General features: G+C 48.2%; 12 protein-coding genes. 4 read left to right on the top strand and 8 right to left on the bottom strand.

Translation table 11 applies throughout. The features are described 5' to 3' along the window. Positions 1–74: 74 nt before the first annotated feature. Genes AC4PME_RS09645 through AC4PME_RS09635 form a run of 3 tightly spaced genes read right to left on the bottom strand, consistent with a single transcriptional unit; the run spans position 75 to position 4,769 of the window. A complete protein-coding gene (locus tag AC4PME_RS09645; RefSeq protein ID WP_491046122.1) occupies positions 75–3,119 on the bottom strand; it encodes an efflux RND transporter permease subunit in 3,045 nt (1,014 codons plus the stop codon). Further along, on the bottom strand, positions 3,116–4,216 hold the full coding sequence (locus tag AC4PME_RS09640; protein WP_491046123.1) for an efflux RND transporter periplasmic adaptor subunit: 1,101 nt from the start codon (positions 4,214–4,216) through the stop codon (positions 3,116–3,118). The genes AC4PME_RS09645 and AC4PME_RS09640 overlap by 4 nt, the downstream gene beginning before the upstream one ends. After that, the gene (locus AC4PME_RS09635) at positions 4,200–4,769 is read right to left on the bottom strand and encodes a TetR/AcrR family transcriptional regulator (protein WP_491046124.1); all 570 of its coding nucleotides are present in this window, start codon (positions 4,767–4,769) and stop codon (positions 4,200–4,202) included. Before AC4PME_RS09635 ends, AC4PME_RS09640 begins: the two co-directional genes overlap by 17 nt. Before the next feature lie 133 nt (positions 4,770–4,902). Between AC4PME_RS09635 and AC4PME_RS09630 the strand changes: the two genes are divergently transcribed. Next, positions 4,903–5,412 carry a hypothetical protein gene (locus tag AC4PME_RS09630; RefSeq protein WP_490709076.1) on the top strand — a complete coding sequence of 170 codons (510 nt, stop codon included), beginning with the start codon at positions 4,903–4,905 and terminating at the stop codon, positions 5,410–5,412. A 68-nt stretch (positions 5,413–5,480) separates the two neighbouring features. On the opposite strand, the gene ahpF is transcribed toward AC4PME_RS09630, so the two are convergent. From ahpF to AC4PME_RS09610, 4 genes are all read right to left on the bottom strand, one after another. Then, a complete protein-coding gene (ahpF, locus tag AC4PME_RS09625; RefSeq protein ID WP_491046125.1) occupies positions 5,481–7,064 on the bottom strand; it encodes an alkyl hydroperoxide reductase subunit F in 1,584 nt (527 codons plus the stop codon). 82 nt (positions 7,065–7,146) lie between these two features. Beyond that, a complete protein-coding gene (gene ahpC, locus AC4PME_RS09620; protein ID WP_119501027.1) occupies positions 7,147–7,710 on the bottom strand; it encodes an alkyl hydroperoxide reductase subunit C in 564 nt (187 codons plus the stop codon). A gap of 382 nt (positions 7,711–8,092) precedes the next feature. Continuing rightward, a complete protein-coding gene (locus tag AC4PME_RS09615) occupies positions 8,093–9,769 on the bottom strand; it encodes a response regulator (RefSeq protein WP_491046126.1) in 1,677 nt (558 codons plus the stop codon). 198 nt (positions 9,770–9,967) lie between these two features. Further along, positions 9,968–10,915, bottom strand: a complete 948-nt coding sequence (locus AC4PME_RS09610) for a diguanylate cyclase domain-containing protein (protein WP_491046127.1) — start codon at positions 10,913–10,915, stop codon at positions 9,968–9,970. 92 nt (positions 10,916–11,007) lie between these two features. On the opposite strand from AC4PME_RS09610, the gene AC4PME_RS09605 reads away from it, so the two are divergent. Next, positions 11,008–14,754: a PAS domain S-box protein gene (locus AC4PME_RS09605; protein WP_491046128.1), complete on the top strand. Its 3,747-nt coding sequence runs from the start codon at positions 11,008–11,010 to the stop codon at positions 14,752–14,754. On the opposite strand, the gene AC4PME_RS09600 is transcribed toward AC4PME_RS09605, so the two are convergent. Further along, on the bottom strand, positions 14,735–15,394 hold the full coding sequence (locus tag AC4PME_RS09600) for a 2OG-Fe(II) oxygenase (protein ID WP_119501023.1): 660 nt from the start codon (positions 15,392–15,394) through the stop codon (positions 14,735–14,737). The two genes, AC4PME_RS09605 and AC4PME_RS09600, sit on opposite strands and share 20 nt — an antisense overlap. A gap of 162 nt (positions 15,395–15,556) precedes the next feature. On the opposite strand from AC4PME_RS09600, the gene AC4PME_RS09595 reads away from it, so the two are divergent. Further along, positions 15,557–17,110 carry a bifunctional GNAT family N-acetyltransferase/carbon-nitrogen hydrolase family protein gene (locus AC4PME_RS09595; protein ID WP_303574325.1) on the top strand — a complete coding sequence of 518 codons (1,554 nt, stop codon included), beginning with the start codon at positions 15,557–15,559 and terminating at the stop codon, positions 17,108–17,110. Positions 17,111–17,306: 196 nt separating this feature from the next. Beyond that, entirely contained in the window at positions 17,307–18,098 is a 792-nt protein-coding gene (locus AC4PME_RS09590) for a hypothetical protein (RefSeq protein WP_491046129.1), read from the top strand. The last annotated feature ends 166 nt before the right edge of the window (positions 18,099–18,264 follow it).

Here is an 18,264-nt window from a genome sequence, read left to right as displayed (position 1 = left end):
GAGCAGAAAAAGCACCGGCGCAACATATGCGCCGGTACGAAGGGATATGACACTCACACACAAATCAGTCGTAATCAGTGACCCATGTCCTTCTCACTGAAAAACAGCGAATACAATACCGGTACCGCCACCAGCGTGAGTAACGTGGCAAAGGTCAGACCGGACATGATAGTCACAGCCATACTTGCAAAGAACGCATCCCACAGCAGCGGGATCATGCCGAGTACAGTGGTTAACACGGCAAGCACCACCGGTCTTACACGACTGAGGCTGGCACCGACGATCGCGTCTCTCAGTGCTCCGCCCTCTTTGCGGCGCAGATCGGTTTCATCCACCAGTACGATGGCGTTTTTAATCAGCATGCCCGACAGACTTAACAACCCGAGTAATGCCGTGAAGCTGAATGGCATGCCGGTAAACACCAGGCCTGCTGTAACACCGCAAATCGCCATAGGCACAATAAACCAGATGAGCAATGCCTGCCTGACCGCATTAAACAGCAATACGGTGATCAGGATCATACTAAGAAAACTCAGCGGCAACTGCTGTCCCAGCGCTTTTTGCGCGTCGCGGGAGCTTTCAAACTCACCGCCCCACTCAAAACTGTAGCCGTCCGGCAGAGGCATGTTTTCAATCACGGCAGCCACGTTCCGGCGGGCTTCCTCCGCGGTATAATCGCCGGCAGGTTCTGCCTGAACGGTCAGCGTGCGCACGCGGTTACGGCGCTTGATAATGCCGTCGTGTGCCTGCACGTCAAACTCTTTAATTACCTGTGTAATAGGGATAAAGTCCTGTTGCACTTCACTCCATATCAAACGGTCTCTGAGCCAGTCCATGTTCTGACGCTCTGACACAGGCGGACGGATCACCACCGGGATTTGACGTTCGTCTTCACGATAAATACCTACGGTTTTACCTACCGTGGCAAATTCCGTTGCGTCTGCAATATCAGTACGCGACAGACCGGCAATTTTCGCTTTCTGCTCATCCACTACCGGATAGATGGTGAATTCGCGCTGACGCCAGTCCTGACGCACATCGGTAATGGTAGGCTCCTGACGCATTAATGCTTCAGCTTTTGCGCCCAGTTCCCGCAGCATGGCAGAATCATTACCTTTAAAGCGCGCCTCTATTTTCGCACCGGTAGCCGGACCGAAGAATAAACGCTGGGTAAATACATCAGCCTGAGGGTGCCGTTCACGAATTTGCGCCCGCAATTCGTTCATCACCAGCGGTATTTCTTCACGGTTATGCGTGCGCACAATTAACTGACCAAATGACGGGTTTGGCAGGTCCGGTGAATACGTCAGCATAAACCGGCTGGCGCCCATACCGATGAAACTGGTTACGTTTACCACCTCGTCACGGGCTTTCACCAGTGCTTCTATATCAGCAATGTCAGCTTCAGTAGCACGGATGTCGCTGCCCTGAGGCAAGGTATAGTTAATATAGAAAATGGGCGTATTTGACGGCGGGAAAAAGGACTGTTTCACCAGCGCAAAACCCATTACGCTTACCGCCGTCGTGGCAACCAGCACGAGTACGGTAATGCGGGGAAAGCGCAGCGCTGCACCCAGCAACCCCTTGTAAAAGCGGTAACCACCGCCGTCATAGTGACCGGCATCTTCACCAGCTTCTTTTTGGGTAAACAGGTAGTGCCCCAGCAGAGGTGTTACCGTAACAGCCAGAATCCAGCTGAGCAGCAGTGATATACAGATCACCGCGAACAGCGAGAACATGAAGTCGCCGGTGGTATCCTGTGAGAGTCCGATACCGGCAAAGGCAAGAATGCCGATGACGGTGGCGGCCAGCAGCGGGTACTGGGTTTGCTGCGCCGCGTCTTCGGCAGCGGATACCGAATCCTGGCCTTTATGCATACTTAACAACATAGACTCGGCAATAACAATGGCGTTATCCACCAGCATCCCCATGGCGATAATGAGTGCGCCAAGGGAAATCCGCTCCATCTGGATTTCAAATATCCACATGGTAAGCACGGTACCGAGTACCGTAAGCAGCAATGTACCGCCAACCACAACGCCCACGCGCCAGCCCATGACCAGCAAAAGTACGGCAACAACAATGGCAACAGAAGCTGCCAGGTTCACCAGAAAGTCGCTGATGGCCGTATCTACCACAATATGCTGTTCATAAATTGGCAGAATATCCACGCCAAGGGGTAAGTGGCTACGCAGTTCATCGAGGTGCGCTTCTACCGCGTGACCAATATCCACAATATTCCGGTCACTGCGACCGGCAATGGCCAGAGTAAACGCTTCGTGACCGTTGTGTCTGACAACCTGTGACGGCGATTCAGATTCCACACGGTACACACGGGCAATGTCGCCGATGTGCAGTTGTTCGGTGGTGCCGGGCACACCGAACTTCAAACCTTTAATGGTTTCTTCGGAATCATCACCGGCAGGCAGAACCAGCCTGATCCGGCGCTCGCCCAGACGCATGCTGCCCGCATTGGCAATATCACTTTCGGTCTGAAACACGCTGGCAATACTGGACATGGAAATTCCCAGACTGGCCAGCTTTTCCTGCGTCACTTCCACATAAATGGTTTCTTCCGGCACGCCGGCAAGTTGCGCCTGCGTGACGCCCGGCACAGTGAGGACTTCACGTCTTAACCGTGTAGCCAGTTCCTGACGCTGACGGTCTGAAAAGCCTTCAGCCACCACGGCGTAAAACATGCCATATACGTCGCCGAAGTCATCATTCACCACCGGACTGTTTGCTCCTGACGGCAATTTCATAGCTGCCGCAGACACCTTGCGGCGCAATTCATCCCACGCCTGTTGCAAATTGTCACTGTTGAAGTCGTCACGGATTTCCACCGTGATTTGAGACTGACCAGGCAAGGATCGGGAGGTAATATCACCCAGTTGGGCCAGCTGCTGAATAGTAGATTCAAGCGGTTCGGTAATTTCCAGCTCCACTTCCTCGGCAGTGGCGCCGGGATACGTGGTAGTCACAATAGCGGTTTTCACCGCGAAAGCCGGATCTTCCAGCTTGCCAATGGCAACGACACCGGTGACACCGCCAATCAGGCAGATCAGCATGAGCAGCCATACTGTCAGCGGATTCTTAATTGAATAAGTGGCGATTTTCATAGTACAGGCTTCTCCTTGTTAAATTCCCGTACTGTCATACCATCCTGCAGGCTGTCTGTGCCCGCAGCCACCAGCCGCATACCGGCCTCCAGTCCTGATGTTACCTGCGCTTTATCATCACGGATAAGACCTACTGTCACCGGGTGATAAACCACTTTATCCCCTTCCAGCCGCCATACCGCAAAGTCTTCACTACCCGACGTATCAACGGCACTTACCGGCACCCACAGACCGACCGGCCCGATGGGGTTTGCCACGACAATGCGCGCGGTCAGCACCATACCCGGCAGCAAGTCCAGATGCTCAAGGCGGGGCAATTTAAATGTCACCTGATAAGTTTGCGTTGAAGTATTAATTTCAGTTTTATGCTCCAGATAACTTAAGGTTACCGGTTTGCCGTCATCACCCGAAATCAGATTACCGTCTTCATCTTCAAGATACGCCTGGTACACCGGGTTTTCTTCCACGGCGTAGCGCATGAGCTGCTCAGGCACATTCACATGAACCCGCAGATAATTAATGTTCTGTACCCGCAGCACAGACTGATTCGGTTGCACATACGAGAACTTTTCAACCAGACGGTTAGTGATCAGCGCATCGAAAGGCGCGTGCAGTTCGGTATATTCGATATTGATGCCGGCATTCTCAACAGCCAGTTCCGCGTTTTCATATGCGGTTTCCAGAGCATCGAATTCACTCTGACTGATGTAATTATCGTTCTGCAGCTGTTTTCCACGTTCAAAATCAGACTTTGCCTTGCGGAAACTGGCTTCAGATTGTTTCAGGGCCAGCTCGTAATCCTGCGGATCCAGTGCGGCCAGTAATTCACCTTCCGGCACCACAACCCCCTGACGGTCTGCCAGCTGGTTTATGCGTCCGGCTACCTGAAAAGATAAGTCCACCGTACTCAGAGCATCCACTCTGGCAACAAAGTGTCTGACAACTGTTTGATCGTCTGCGCCGACTTCATACACCTGAACCAAAGGTGGCGGCGGCGCTTTCTGTTCCTGTGCTTCGCCGCTGCATCCGGCCAGCAGAAAAGCCGCAGATGCTGCTGCGATTGCCATAATTGACGGTAATTTAATCCTGATGTTCATTTCGTGCTTCCTCTAAGGCAATCGCTCTATTAATTAATTTCCCGCGCAGGGCAATGCGCTCTTCTGCTGTGAACGGACTGATGTCCATCAGCTCCTGAAAGCTTAGTCCATCAGCCGCCAGCCACAACAGGGTGCTTTCAACCACCGCGTCGTGCTGTTCAATTTCTTCACGTTTGCTTTGCATCATTTCGAGCATGGGAGACAATAACGACGGATTTTCCACCGCCGCGACCAGTAAAATTTTGGCCTGATGTACAGCAAGTTTTTCGTGTGCACGTTGACGGGTACGCAACAAATTAGTCACCGGTAACGCATCAGCATGGGCTTTCTCAACTTCACACAGTTCAGTTTTCATCATGCCAATCATGCTTTCCACCATACCGGCCAGTAATGCATCTTTGTTTTTAAAGTGATGCATAACACCACCTTTGCTCATTCCGCACCGCTTTGCCACGTTGTCCAGGGTAAGTACCTTGGGCCCCTGTTCAATAGCAATTTCTGTGGCAGCATCCAAAATACGCTTTCGCGACGTATCCGCTTTTGATTCTGTCATCATTCTTCCAAAACAAACCAACTGGTCGGTTTTTAAATCAAATAAGCGCTTTTGTCAATCAATATGCAGATCTGTTTATGGATCAGTGAGGGTTTATCAGGTTCCCCCTACCCTTTACGCGGGAAATTCGTGTATGCTCACTGATTATTTTCTTTATTCTGATGTTGTAATGATCGCCACGACACAGCGGCACCTGGTGAATATAGATATCCTTCTCAGTGATATCGAAATGCAGGAAAGCGGTTTTTACGCCGGTGCTGAACATCAAAAATACCTGAATGATTTACTCAGAGAACTGTCAGCGCTGGAAGGCATGATTGAGCATGAAACGGTGCACTCTTTTCAGCAGGCTGTGAGCAGTGCCGGACTGGAAAACGTATTCAAGGACAAAAGACTGGTGAGCATTTACCAGAAGCTTATCAGCAACGTTCTGGCGTACTGGCATACCGTGAATAAAATAGACGACATCCTCGCCAGCCGCTTCGACAGCCATTCAGAGAAACGCCTTGAACTGCTTCAGGCAAAAGCTTCCCGGGCAAAGTCGGTATTTAAAACCGTTGCCATGGCGATGGGCAAAAACGATTACTCCCAGTTTATTACCCTGCTGGGTTTGCAGCATGCAGACTGGGCGTGGCGGGAATAACTATCGCAGTACGGCGGACATAAAAAACCGGCATCACAGGATGCCGGTCAGTTCTTTATTGCGATGCGTTATGCACCTGCCTGTTCGTTTGCAGGGACTTCGTGAGTCAACAGGTATTCAAAGGCAGACAATGATGCTTTTGCCCCCTCACCCATTGAGATGACAATCTGCTTGTACGGCACGGTGGTGACGTCGCCGGCTGCAAAAATGCCTTTCTCAGAAGTAATACACTTGTTATCAACGATGATTTCACCGTGTTTGGTCATATCCACGACACCTTGCATGAACTGACTGTTCGGTACCAGACCAATCTGGACGAACACACCTGCCAGCGGTAACGTGGTCACTTCCTGCGTTTCGCGATTTGTGTACTCAATGGCCGTTACTTTGCCGTTTTCTGCCACAATCTGATTCGTCGCTACATTGCGCAGAATGGTAATGTTGTCACGCTTTTCTGCCTGCTTAACCAGAACATCATCAGCTTTCAGCGTTGGCATAAATTCGAACACGGTGACAGACTTCACGATACCTGCCAGGTCAAGAGCAGCCTCTATGCCTGAGTTACCCCCGCCGATAACAGCTACATCTTTTCCTTTAAAGAAAGGACCATCACAGTGCGGACAGTATGCCACGCCATTACCTACGTTTTCTTTCTCACCCGGTACACCCAGTTCTCTCCAGCGGGCACCTGTGGCCACAATGATAGAGCGGGTACGAATTTCTTCGCCGGATGACAACGCCACGATTTTAATGTCGCCACGTTCAATGTTTTCGACTTTCACGTGCTCTTTCAACGTGATGTCATAATCTTTCATGTGCTCCATCAGGTTGCCCACCAGTTCGGGTCCTGTGGTTTTCGGCACTGAGATTAAGTTTTCGATACCCATGGTATCTTTTACCTGGCCACCGAAACGGTCGGCCACGATGGTCACGTTTAAGCCTTTCCGTGCACTGTAGATTGCGGCACTCACACCTGCCGGACCACCACCAATCACGGTTACGTCCTGCAGCGGCATGCTCTTGCCCTTGTTCGCTTCTTTCAGCGACGGGTCGCGCTCTAACAGTTTATCAAGCAGAGTAGACGCATCTACCTTGCCGTTAGCGAATAATTCGCCGTTTAAGTAAACACTCGGTACACCCTGAATGTCTCTTTCTTCAATCAGTTTCGGATAAACACCGCCATCAATCATTTCAGATGTGATGTTAGGGTTTAACAATGCAAACTGATTCAGCGCCTGCACAACATCAGGACAGTTATGGCAACTTAAGCTGATGAACACTTCAAAGTGCAGCGGCTCGTTGACACCTTTAACGATGTTTTGCAGATTGTCGTCTACTTTCAGCGCTGTGCCTGACGCGTGTAAGATTGCCAGGATTAACGAGTTAAACTCGTGTCCACCCGGGATGCCGGAGAAACGAATACCGGTATCTTCACCGTCAGCTTCAAGTAAGAAGCTTATCGCGCTGCGTAAAACGCCATTTGTATCACGCTCTTCCAACTTAATGTTGTCGCTTACACTTGCTACGCCAGACAGAAATTCAACCAATTCGCCACGCTTGCTGTGCTCGCCAGTCTGGACAACGAATGTTACTTCTTTCTGCATTGACGCGGTGTAGCCTTTCAATGCCTGTAAAATTTCTTTAGTTAACACGGTAATTCTGCCTTTTGCTTAGTGTTAAGGAGGTGCAGGCAGTTGCCTGCACCGTCACAAAGAGTTGGTAAACAACGTTACCTTAGATTTTGCCTACCAGGTCTAATGAAGGCGCTAATGTCGCTTCACCTTCTTTCCATTTAGCAGGACATACTTCACCAGGGTGAGAAGCAACGTATTGTGCTGCTTTAACTTTACGTACTACGTCGTCTGCTTCACGGCCAATACCTTCAGCAGTGATTTCCATTGCCTGTACGATACCGTCAGGGTCAACAACGAACGTACCACGGTCAGCCAGACCCATGTTTTCACGCATACAATCGAAGTTGCGTGTGATCTCACCGGTAGGGTCGCCGATCATTGCAAATTTGATTTTGCCGATGGTCTCAGAAGACGCGTGCCATGCAGCGTGAGTGAAGTGTGTATCAGTTGATACTGAGAATACTTCTACGCCACGGGCTTGCAGCTCTTCGTACTTGTCAGCAATGTCGCCAAGTTCAGTTGGGCAAACAAAAGTGAAGTCTGCAGGATAGAATACGAATACCGCCCATTTACCCTTGATGTCTTCACTACTTACTTCAACAAATTCACCGTCTTTAAATGCATTTGCTTTAAAAGGTTTGATAGCAGTGTTGATAATTGCCATTGGTTAATCTCCATTAAGTTAGTTTGTTGTGTGTCGTTCGCACCGGGCAACCGGTTGACTAATGGACACGGTATCTACGAATTAATCAGAAACATGGTTCGAACTTTATAGTTTGTTGAACCCGTCCCCGTTGACTTGTGATTAGAATAGTCGCGCAGGGTTCAAAAAGATAATTGGTAATATTGAAAGGCCTAATCAGTTTTTCTGATTATTAGATTTGAATTTGAGCGGAAAATGCAATTTATAGTTTGGCAAAGTATGTTGCCGGGATCAAGTGACAATACAATGAAGATTTCGCAACACAGCACAGCGGCCCGGGATGCCGGCAGCTAAGCAGCAGCTGCCGCCCGCTAAGCCGGAGGAGCCGGCATCGGGCGGTGTGTCAGGTCAGTAAAGAAGAGGCTGGTTCATCAACCCCGCTCAGTTGCTCTTCGATATTCAGCAAGTGCACGTATTCGTTGCGCTTTTCTGCCTGGGTAGTTCCCGGGCCAACGCCGGATAACGTAGTAGCAGCTTTGACAGCCTGCTCCAGCTGTTCGTCGCTCAAAGGTTCTTTCTTATTCAGTTGCACCAGTACCTTGAGCAGGCTCAGCGCGATCTGCTTATTGCCGGGAGATAACGTGAGTGCCTGTCGCAAATTATTGTACGCCGGCACAAAGCGGTTCTCTTTATAATTCACCGCAGCCATGTCTTTCAGTTCACGGGTGGTAAAATTAATCTCTTTGCGCTCGATAGATTCCTGTTTCAGGTATTCGTCAACAACCTGACTGGTAAAGGTATCACCGGCAATTTGCTTATGCAGTTTTTCCAGTAGCGCCAGGCAATGCTCCCGCATACCCAGTTCATGGAACGCTTTCATTTTATCCAGGTTGTCTTCCATGGACAGACCGTCCGTATCCGGCTTTTTGGTCTTCATGATCGCTTCGGCGGATTTTTTCTGATTACGCAAACACAATACTCTGGCATTGAGTACAGAAAATTGCTCGGTCAGTACTTTATCCAGTCCCTGCTGTTTACTCAGTTCCGCCAGTTCTGCTTCAACTTTTCTCACCAGCTTTTCAGCGTCACCGGCAGAAGCGGTGGTAGCCATATCCAGCGTTGCACGCATGACGTTCAGGGTCAATTCCGGCGAATCGTGAATTGAATTTTTGGCGTACTTTGCCATATTTTGCACAGCCATTAACTGACCGGGCTTGTCATGGTTTAACCTGGCAAGATCCCATAAGCGTTTGTTACGTTCGATATTCCGCGGCGCCAGCTTACTGGCCTCACGCATCTGCTCATACGCCTTATCAAATTCTTCCTTTTCAATGTAATACTGTGCAAGTAAATCGTATGTGAGGAAGCGGGTATCATCACGTTGCAGCAAGTCTTCCACCAGGGTTTCAGTTTCTTCCAGTTTATTCTGACGAAGTAACGCTCTGGCCAGCCCCATATGCACCCAGGCATGATCGTATTGCTGCAGTAGTTTCCTGAAATACACTTCTGCTGTGGTGTAGTCACGCAATGCAAGGTAGCTTTCGCCGATTATACGCTTAAGGCGGGGATGGTATTCGCTGACGGATTTATCCATCAGTTGACGCTCTGCGTAATAAACAGCGGTAGAATAGTCCTGCTGATTAAGACAACATTGCAGCTTATGCAGCTTACTTCTGATGTTAATCAGATAGCGCAGCCGTTGTTCAATACGGTTGCGGTCCAGCGGTTTGACCCAGAAATCTGCAGGCTGCAACTCAACAATGCAGTTCACCAGCGCCTGACTGGTTTCGGCACTGAGAAAGATAACCGTGGTCTTATCTGTGATATGGCGGTGATGCTTGAGCTCTTCAAACAAATGAAAGCCGTCTTTATCTACACTCACATTAAAAGCGATCATGACAAAGTCATAGGTGTTCTGCTCACAGAGGCGAACAGCGTGAAAGGCATTAAATGCACTGTCCACACGGCGGATGCCGACTTCTTTTAAGGCGTTGCTGATAACATCATGAACCAGACCCTGATTATCGATAATCAGGACTTTTAACTCTTCTGCGGGGACAAGTGGAGGAAACTTTTCCAATTTGTGTATCCAATCTTACTGCTAATCCGAATGCCTTTGCGTTTCTTCCCTGTTCAGTGGCTGCACACACTCACCATGTTAATTCCGTTTCACCGGAATGAAATGCGGCCTGCCATCTGTGTAAAGTTCGCAATATTTACCGTTACAATAAACTGTTACGACTTTAGTAGCAATGATGAAGCAGACCGGCTACGGGTTTTATCCTATTTTTTTTACCATAGGAAATGCCAGAGGCATAAATTCGGCACGGTTCCGGCCCAGAGATTTAGCCCGGTATAACGCTTCATCCGCTTTGTCTACCAAATCACGGCCGTATACGCGGTTTTTCAGAGCACTGCGCATATCCATAACCGACACACCTATACTCACAGTAAGAAAAGGAAACGCAGAGGCCGTTTCATGAGGTAGTTTTAACTCATTGAATACAGAAATGATATGCTCAGCAAGCGTCATTGCGCCGGCTCTGTCGGTTTCACCCAGTATAATACCGAATTCTTCCCCGCCCAGACGACAGCATAAATCTGTTCCCCTGCGTGCATTGTCTTTAAGTAATTTAGCTACGGTGATCAGGCAATCGTCACCTTTACCGTGGCCGTATTTATCATTATAGGCTTTGAAATCGTCTATATCGATCATCAGCAATGCCAGTTCGCTCTGACTACGCTGACAACGCTCAATTTCATGGGCAAGACTCTCATCGAACTTGCGCCGGTTAGAAAGCCCGGTGAGGGGATCTGTGGCGGCCAGCGACTCCAGTTGCATGGTTTGCCGGTAAAGGCGCACATGGGTTTTTACCCGCGCCCGTAACAATGGCACCTCAATAGGCTTGGTAATGTAGTCAACCGCACCGATTTCAAAACCTTTAGCCTGGTCACTGACTTCGGTTAAACCGGTAACAAACACAACGGGAATACGGCGGGTGCGCTCGTCAGACTTTAATTTACGACACAAAGAAAAACCGTTAATTTCCGGCATCAGTACGTCAAGAAGAATAAGCTCAGGCTCAGTCGAAATAGCCTGTTCCAGGCCGTCCTCTGCATCCGTTGCAATAATCACTTCGTAATCTGTCGCAAGTGCTTCGGCGATCAGCCTGATTGTCGTAATGTCATCATCGACAATAAGCACGCGGGAACGTGATATGGGCATTTTGTGAAATCCTGTTTCTTAAACCAATAACAACTCGCAGTAATACAAAAACCTTTCTATTATGAAATACATGGCGAACAAAACGACTTTTTATGTCCAACGTACTTGATAATTTATTGCGTACCAACTTTATGCCGCACGGTCACTGCTACCTGTGGAATCCGGAAATATTGTGGCTGAATGTCATTTCTGACCTTCTCATCGCCGTCGCGTATTTCTCAATTCCCGTCGCCATTTATTACTTTGTCAGGCAACGAAGCGATCTAAAGTTCAAAGGTATTTTAATCCTTTTCTCTCTGTTCATCGCCTTGTGTGGTGTGACGCATCTCATCAGTATTTTCGTCATCTGGCATGGTGCTTACGGCCTCCATGGTATTGCCAAATTCGTCACCGCCATTGTTTCGTGTATTACCGCCTATAAAGTATATAGTTCCATTCCTGCCGCTCTGCAATTACCAAACGTTAATCAGTTAAAAAAAGCGATGGAAGACGCCAGTAATGCAAAACTGGAAAATTTACGCCTGGAAAATGAACACCAGCAGGATTTAATATTGCGTGAAAGTACGGACAGTGCCCATGTGGGCATCATGGTGCTGGCTTCTGATGGTATTATTACTGTTGCTAACAAAGCGACCTGCTCTATTTTTGGTTATGAAAAGGATGAACTTGAAAATCGCCATATTAATCTGTTGGTGGCAACTGAGTTCACGGAAAAACATGATCAACTCATGCAACAATTTATCGATGGCAGCGCCATTGATGCAGCACTGAGCATGAACCGGATAGTGACCGGTTATAAAAAAGATGGCAGCCCTGTGCCTTTGGAGATCCGTCTCAACCGCGCGCAACACGATGCGCACACGGTTTATGTGTCTGTACAGGATATCAGCGAACGGTTACACAATGAGCAGGCACTAGCGGCCAGCCGTTCTACCACCGACAGTCTCATTGAACATATGCCTATGGGGGTCCATTTTTATCACTATCAGCAAGGCACGTTTTCCTTGCTGAAATCCAATACTATTGCTGACGAACTGCTATCTGCATGCGAGTCTGATGTATTTATTTCACAGTCTGCGCTGACAGCAAAAATGCAATCTGTCGCAGAAGGCCGTGAAAAGACGATTAAAACCGAAATTACCCTCCCTGTTCCCGGTGTACAGAGTCTTCAGTTGTATTTGTTTCATACTTCCCCGGGTAAGCTGGTCGTGATGTTTGAAGATGTCACTGAAGCGAAACAGTTTCAGGGACAGCTCATTGAAAGTGAAAGCATTACGCGAAGAGCAATTAACGCTTCCATTGCAGGCGTCTACATTTTCGATGTAAAAAACAGAAAAAATCAGTTTGTTAACGACCGCTATACTGCAATTACCGGATATTCTCTTGAACAGCTCAATAATCTCAATGGAGGTATCAGTTCGCTGATCCATCCCGAAGACCTGGGCAAGGTAAAACATCATTTCCATCATCTGCTCAGCGATCCTACCGACGGTAATGTGTACACCCTCCAGTACCGTGTGAAACACGTCAACGGAAACTGGTTATGGTTAATGGCACAGGACGTGGTCTTCGACAGAAACGACAAAGGCCGGCCACTTAAAATCATGGGGTCTTTTCTGGATATCACACCACTGAAAAAGATGCAGGACAATCTGTTATCACTGAAAGACCGTGCTGAAGATGCCAATCAGTCTAAAAGTGAATTTCTGGCCAACATGAGCCATGAAATCCGCACCCCCATGAATGCTGTTATCGCATTAACAGACATGGTGCTGAAAATGGAAATGGGTAATAAGCAGCGGGAATATCTGAAAAAAGTGCAGGCTTCATCCCGCTCTTTACTGCAAATCCTCAACGATATTCTTGATTACTCTAAGCTGGAAGCCGGCAAACTGGAAATCGATAACACGCCTTTTGATCTCTACAAAATGTTGTCAAACAGCCTGCACCTGTTCTCTACCACGGCGACACAAAAGAACCTGTTTATCGATTCAGACGTTGGAAAAAGCGTTCCCCGGTTTGTTATCGGTGATGCCACACGCATTGCTCAAATCATCAACAACCTGTTAGGTAATGCGATTAAGTTTACTGAAAAAGGGGAAGTTACCCTGTCTGTAACCGCTGAACTCAGCCCCGTATCCGGCACGTATATGGTGAAGTTTGCGGTATCTGACACCGGCATCGGCATTGATAAGGAGAAGCTTGAAAGTCTGTTCAGGTCTTTCTCTCAGGCTGACAGTTCTATTGGCCGCAGGTTTGGCGGCACCGGTCTGGGCCTGTCAATTTGTAAACACCTTGCCACATTGTTAAACGGCTCATTGACTGTACGAAGTGCGCCGGGTGAAGGCAGTACATTTACTCTCACCCTGCCTCTTATCGCTGACGCACATCATGCCACCACGCTGGAAGGAAAATTGCTGAATGCCAGGACATTGATTATCGGGAATTCATCCCGACATATTCCTGTTATAGAGCAGTACTTTACCTCTGTGGGCTGCGAGGTCAGCATTGTCAACAATCACAATTATCTGCATCAGAAATGGGATACGGATTTCGACATAGTTATGATTGATATGACAACACTGAATAATACAGAAAAAGGCACAGTCATGGAGGCGCTGCTCAGCAATCAGCACGATAATATGATAAGGAAGGGCGTTATCTTTTTAAGTTCTGAAAGCCATTTTCATGAAAAAGCCAGTGATATTATTTTAAGCACGGCATCGGCCTGGCTGGTCACGCCTTTTGTGTTGTCCGACCTTGAAGAATCCGTTACCGCTATTTTAAATCGCAATCACACATTAAAAGACAGGATAAAAGAAAAACCGCCACTGATGTTCAGCGGCGCATCTGTACTGCTTGTGGAAGACCATCCAACAAACCAGTTTGTCGCGACAGAGTTGTTAAATGCTGTAGGGCTGGAAGTAGTCGTGGCTGAAGATGGTGTTGAAGCCATCAGTAAGTTTCAGAAGAAACCCTTTGATATTGTGTTGATGGATTTGCAGATGCCGAATATGGACGGATTTACCGCTGCCCGCAAAATTCGCGACTTACCGGTGGGTAAAACCATTCCTATTTATGCCATGTCTGCTGCTGTGATGGAGTCGGATAAAGAAAAAGTGGTGTCGACCGGTATGGACGGACATATTGCCAAACCTGTAGTCAGAGAAGACTTATACAAACTACTGGAAAGAGTACTGGTCAAAAAAATCGCCAGAGCAGATTCAGTCGTCAGGTTGCCCCGGGATCAACAGGATCAGGATGATGCAGCTATCCGCAAAGCTCTGGCGACCACACTGATTGGCTTCGACATTGACGCCGCCACAGGCAGACTGGGAAATGATGTAGTGACGTATCTGGGTTTGCTGGAAAACTTCCATCTTCATTTTGCCAAATTTGATGAAGAACTCAGTGAGCATGGCGACGATGAAAAGATTGGCCGGCGCCTGCACACGATGAAAGGGTTATCCATGTCCATCGGGGCCACCCGGCTGGAAACCCTGGTTAAAGAAGCGGAGCACTTGCACAAATCAGGTAAACTGCAGTCAACGCGGGATTTGAGAAAAGAATTTAATATCGTATACAACAATACCGGTAAGGCGCTGAAAGCCTGTAAACCCTTTATTGAACCGGAGGCCGGGGAAACGAAAGCCGGACTGGATGAATTAATTCTGGCCGTTAAAAACCATCATTATTTGCGCAAGAGCGACGTTGAACCTTACCGGAAAACACTGGAAGACAAGTACGGTAAGGCCGGCAGTGAAGCCATTATCACTGCCATCATAAACCTTGATTACAAAGAAGCGATGAATCTTCTGGTTACTGAGGAGGGTCAATGACGTCACCGATGGTGCCGTTAACCCTGTACCAGCCAGCGATAGACGACCGGCTGCGGGTAGCCGGTAATACTTCATGAGGAAACTCCTCACTCAGAAACACCACAACGGTACCGAATTTAGGTAATACGCGAATACCGGTTTTGTCTTCTTCACTGGTATAAATGACCAACTGACCGCCGTCAGCCTCCTGCCAGTCCGGATTCAGGTAAGTGACCAGAGACAGAACACGGTTCGCCTGACCTTTGAAGGCATCGAGATGACGTTTATAAAATGCTCCGGGTTGATACACGGCAAAATGGCTTTCAAAGGAATACAGACCCAGCATCAGATTACGGTTAAGGAACTGTTTAAGTTGTGCAGTCCACGACAGCCAGTCAGCACCCGCCGCTGACGAGCCGTCTATCCAGCAAATTTCATCCCGCCGTACAAAACTGTTTTCCTGAAAGTCAGTACTGCGGCCTATGCCGGCAGCCTGAAACTCAGCTTCACTCATCGCATTGTTTTGCAAAAATAAAGCATTCGCCAATGCTTCGGGTAAAGCATATTCTTGTACGCTGTAACCCTGCGAATAAATGTCATCCGCGATACGGGTAAAAAGCGACGTGTCGACAGGAATGTCATCAGCCAGAAGTGCAGTCATTATTGTGTTTGAGTAAGTAAAAAAACTGGCGGACTTATACGACGGAAAAGTGGTTTTGGCAATCAATTTTTAACCACTGTGACAAGGCGATGGAAAGGATCTTTTCTTTCTGCCATGGTGTATACATCCGGTGTAGTAAAAACAGAGAGTAAGGCGAATTTAATGAGTCAGGATATTCATCATAACGAAGAAACAGAGCATCATTTGGAACTGCGTAACTTAACGCTGGATGACTATGATGATGTGAAAGAACTGATGGACAAGGTTTACGCCAACGTGGGAGGCGCCTGGCCATTCAAAAATTACAAAGCCCAGGTTACCACCTTTCCTGAAGGCCAGATTTGTATCGAAGATAAAGGCAAAGTGGTTGCGTTTGCCATTTCAGTTATTGTGGATTACGACCAGTTTGACGACAAACATACCTATGACGAGATTACCGGTGACGCATACCTCACCACCCACGATCCTAACGGTGATGTGCTCTACGGAGTAGAAGTCATTGTATGTCCGGATTACCGCGGACTGCGACTTGGCCGGCGCTTATATGAAGCGCGGAAAGAGTTATGCCGGAATCTGAATCTGCAGTCTATTATGGCTGGCGGCCGCATTCCGAATTACGGCAAACACAGTCACGAAATGACGCCGTATGAATACATTGAAGCGGTGAAGTCGAAAGACATTTATGACCCTATCTTAACCTTTCAGTTATCCAACGGTTTCGAGGTAAAACAAATTCTGAAGGCCTATTTGCCGGAAGATGAAGCCTCCCGGGGTTATGCCACACTGCTTCAGTGGCACAATATCTATTATGAACCGGGTAATCCACGTTTATTCGGCGGCAAGAAATCGAATGCCCGCATCGGCTGTATTCAGTGGCAAATGCGTTACTTTGAGAATGTTGAAGAGTTACTGCAACAGGTAGAGTATTTTGTGGATGCTTTATCAGACTATGGTTGCGACGTTGCGCTGTTTCCCGAGTTCTTTAATGCACCGTTGATGGGACTTAGTGAATCACAGGAATCCATTGATGCCATCTGGCATCTGGCTAGCTATACAGACGAAATTCTTACTGCCGTTTCTCATCTCGCGGTGAGTTACAACATTACGATCATTGCCGGTTCAATGCCGGTTGTGGAAGACGAAGAATTATATAATGTCAGTTACATGTGCCGCCGCGACGGTACCATAGACAGTCAGTATAAAATTCACCCTACCCCCCATGAGAAGAAAGACTGGATCATGAAAGGCGGTAACGCCCTGAATGTCTTTGACACAGACTTTGGTAAAATTGGCATTTTGATTTGTTATGACGTGGAGTTCCCTGAACTCGCCCGCATCCAGTCCGAACAGGAAATGCAGATCCTGTTTGTTCCTTTCTGGACAGATACCAAGAACGGCTATCTGCGGGTACGTCGTTGTGCACAGGCCCGTGCCATTGAAAACGAGTGTTATGTAGCCATCGCCGGCAGCGTGGGCAACCTGCCGAAAGTAGACAACGTAGATATTCAGTACGGACAAACTGCCGTGTTCTCACCGTCTGATTTCTCGTTCCCTCACGATGCCATTGTGTCTGAGACGACACCGAACACCGAGATGACGCTTATTGTAGATCTTGATCTCGACAAGCTCACCAAACTGCAAAATGAAGGCTCCGTCCGTAACTATTTGGACAGACGTCGCGATCTCTACCGTGTTCAGTGGATTGGTGATAAATAAGTCGTTAACCGGCTAGTTAGCAGCCATAAACAGCAAACTGGCCTGCCCTTTGCTGTAACTTGTGGGAATTTAATAACAATGCACCCTGCGTGCATTGTTATTTCCCGCGGAGAATGGTATTGGTATGGGATTAAGGATACCATCTTCCTTATTAGCAAGATTAATCACCTGAAGTTGAGTTTTCAAAAGAGTAAGTATGTCTAACGATTCAAGAAACGATGATTTTCCTACCATCAGACTGGATGATGAAGATCGCCGCGACTACCAGCAAAAAAAGTACACCGCTGCGCACACCATTAAAGCGGACACAAGTTCACCGTCAGGCACCAAAAAGCCGGCGTCACCTGTTTCTGAAAAAAGTGGCGGTGGCGGTAACGGATTGTGGATTGCCCTTGTCGCCGTGGTGGCTCTGGCCGGCTGTGGCGGATGCTATTACTTGTATGATCAACTGCAGAAACAACAAATCGCTGCTGAAGATGCTGATTCACGTATCGCCCAGCTGGAAAGAAAACTCTCTGCAACGGGCGAAGAAATGGGTGAATCCACTGTTGCGCTGCAGGTGAAAGTGAGTGAGCTGACGGACAAAAGCAATGAATTGTGGGATCAGATGGATAAGCTCTGGGCCTCAGCCTGGCGCCGTAATCAGAAAGAAATCACGGATTTAGGTGATAAACTTAACGCCACAGAAAACGGACTGAAGAAGTCGGTTACTGCGGTCGCTGAAGATTTAAAAGCCCAGCAAAGTAAGGTGGTTTCGTTAAACAACCAGTTAAGTGGTCTGGCTGATGAAATTCTTGCCCTTAATGTTCAGCTTGAACAGGCGGCCGGTGATAAAGCATCACAGGCGCAAACGGTTAAGAGCCTGTCTGACAAGATTTCAGTTCTGGAAAACCGTAACAACAGTCTGGCAGGCCGTATCAGCGGCATGGAAAATGAAATCCGTGAAATAGCGACAAAAGTCGTCGTCAGCCAGCCTCAACCTCAGTAATCTGTTGCCGGCTTGCGACAGTCTGCCGCAAGCCGGAGTATTTAAGAGACTGTTCTCAGTCCGCAACCGGTGCTGCTCAGCAGATAATGACCCCGGTATGAAAAATCTGCAGACACAAAAATGTATGGTCCGCCTCGTTATTGCAACAGTAAATGTCGATAACGGG

The sequence above is a fragment of the Alteromonas sp. genome, assembly GCF_984505615.1.
This window is presented reverse-complemented; position numbering and strand designations above follow the sequence as displayed.

What these genes read in the sequence shown, in the direction of transcription:
- AC4PME_RS09645 (WP_491046122.1), bottom strand. Translation starts at nt 3,119, where the DNA reads ATGAAAATCGCCACTTATTCAATTAAGAATCCGCTGACAGTATGGCTG.
- AC4PME_RS09640 (WP_491046123.1), bottom strand. Translation starts at nt 4,216, where the DNA reads ATGAACATCAGGATTAAATTACCGTCAATTATGGCAATCGCAGCAGCA.
- AC4PME_RS09635 (WP_491046124.1), bottom strand. Translation starts at nt 4,769, where the DNA reads ATGACAGAATCAAAAGCGGATACGTCGCGAAAGCGTATTTTGGATGCT.
- AC4PME_RS09630 (WP_490709076.1), top strand. Translation starts at nt 4,903, where the DNA reads ATGCTCACTGATTATTTTCTTTATTCTGATGTTGTAATGATCGCCACG.
- ahpC (WP_119501027.1), bottom strand. Translation starts at nt 7,710, where the DNA reads ATGGCAATTATCAACACTGCTATCAAACCTTTTAAAGCAAATGCATTT.
- AC4PME_RS09610 (WP_491046127.1), bottom strand. Translation starts at nt 10,915, where the DNA reads ATGCCCATATCACGTTCCCGCGTGCTTATTGTCGATGATGACATTACG.
- AC4PME_RS09605 (WP_491046128.1), top strand. Translation starts at nt 11,008, where the DNA reads ATGTCCAACGTACTTGATAATTTATTGCGTACCAACTTTATGCCGCAC.
- AC4PME_RS09600 (WP_119501023.1), bottom strand. Translation starts at nt 15,394, where the DNA reads ATGACTGCACTTCTGGCTGATGACATTCCTGTCGACACGTCGCTTTTT.
- AC4PME_RS09595 (WP_303574325.1), top strand. Translation starts at nt 15,557, where the DNA reads ATGAGTCAGGATATTCATCATAACGAAGAAACAGAGCATCATTTGGAA.
- AC4PME_RS09590 (WP_491046129.1), top strand. Translation starts at nt 17,307, where the DNA reads ATGTCTAACGATTCAAGAAACGATGATTTTCCTACCATCAGACTGGAT.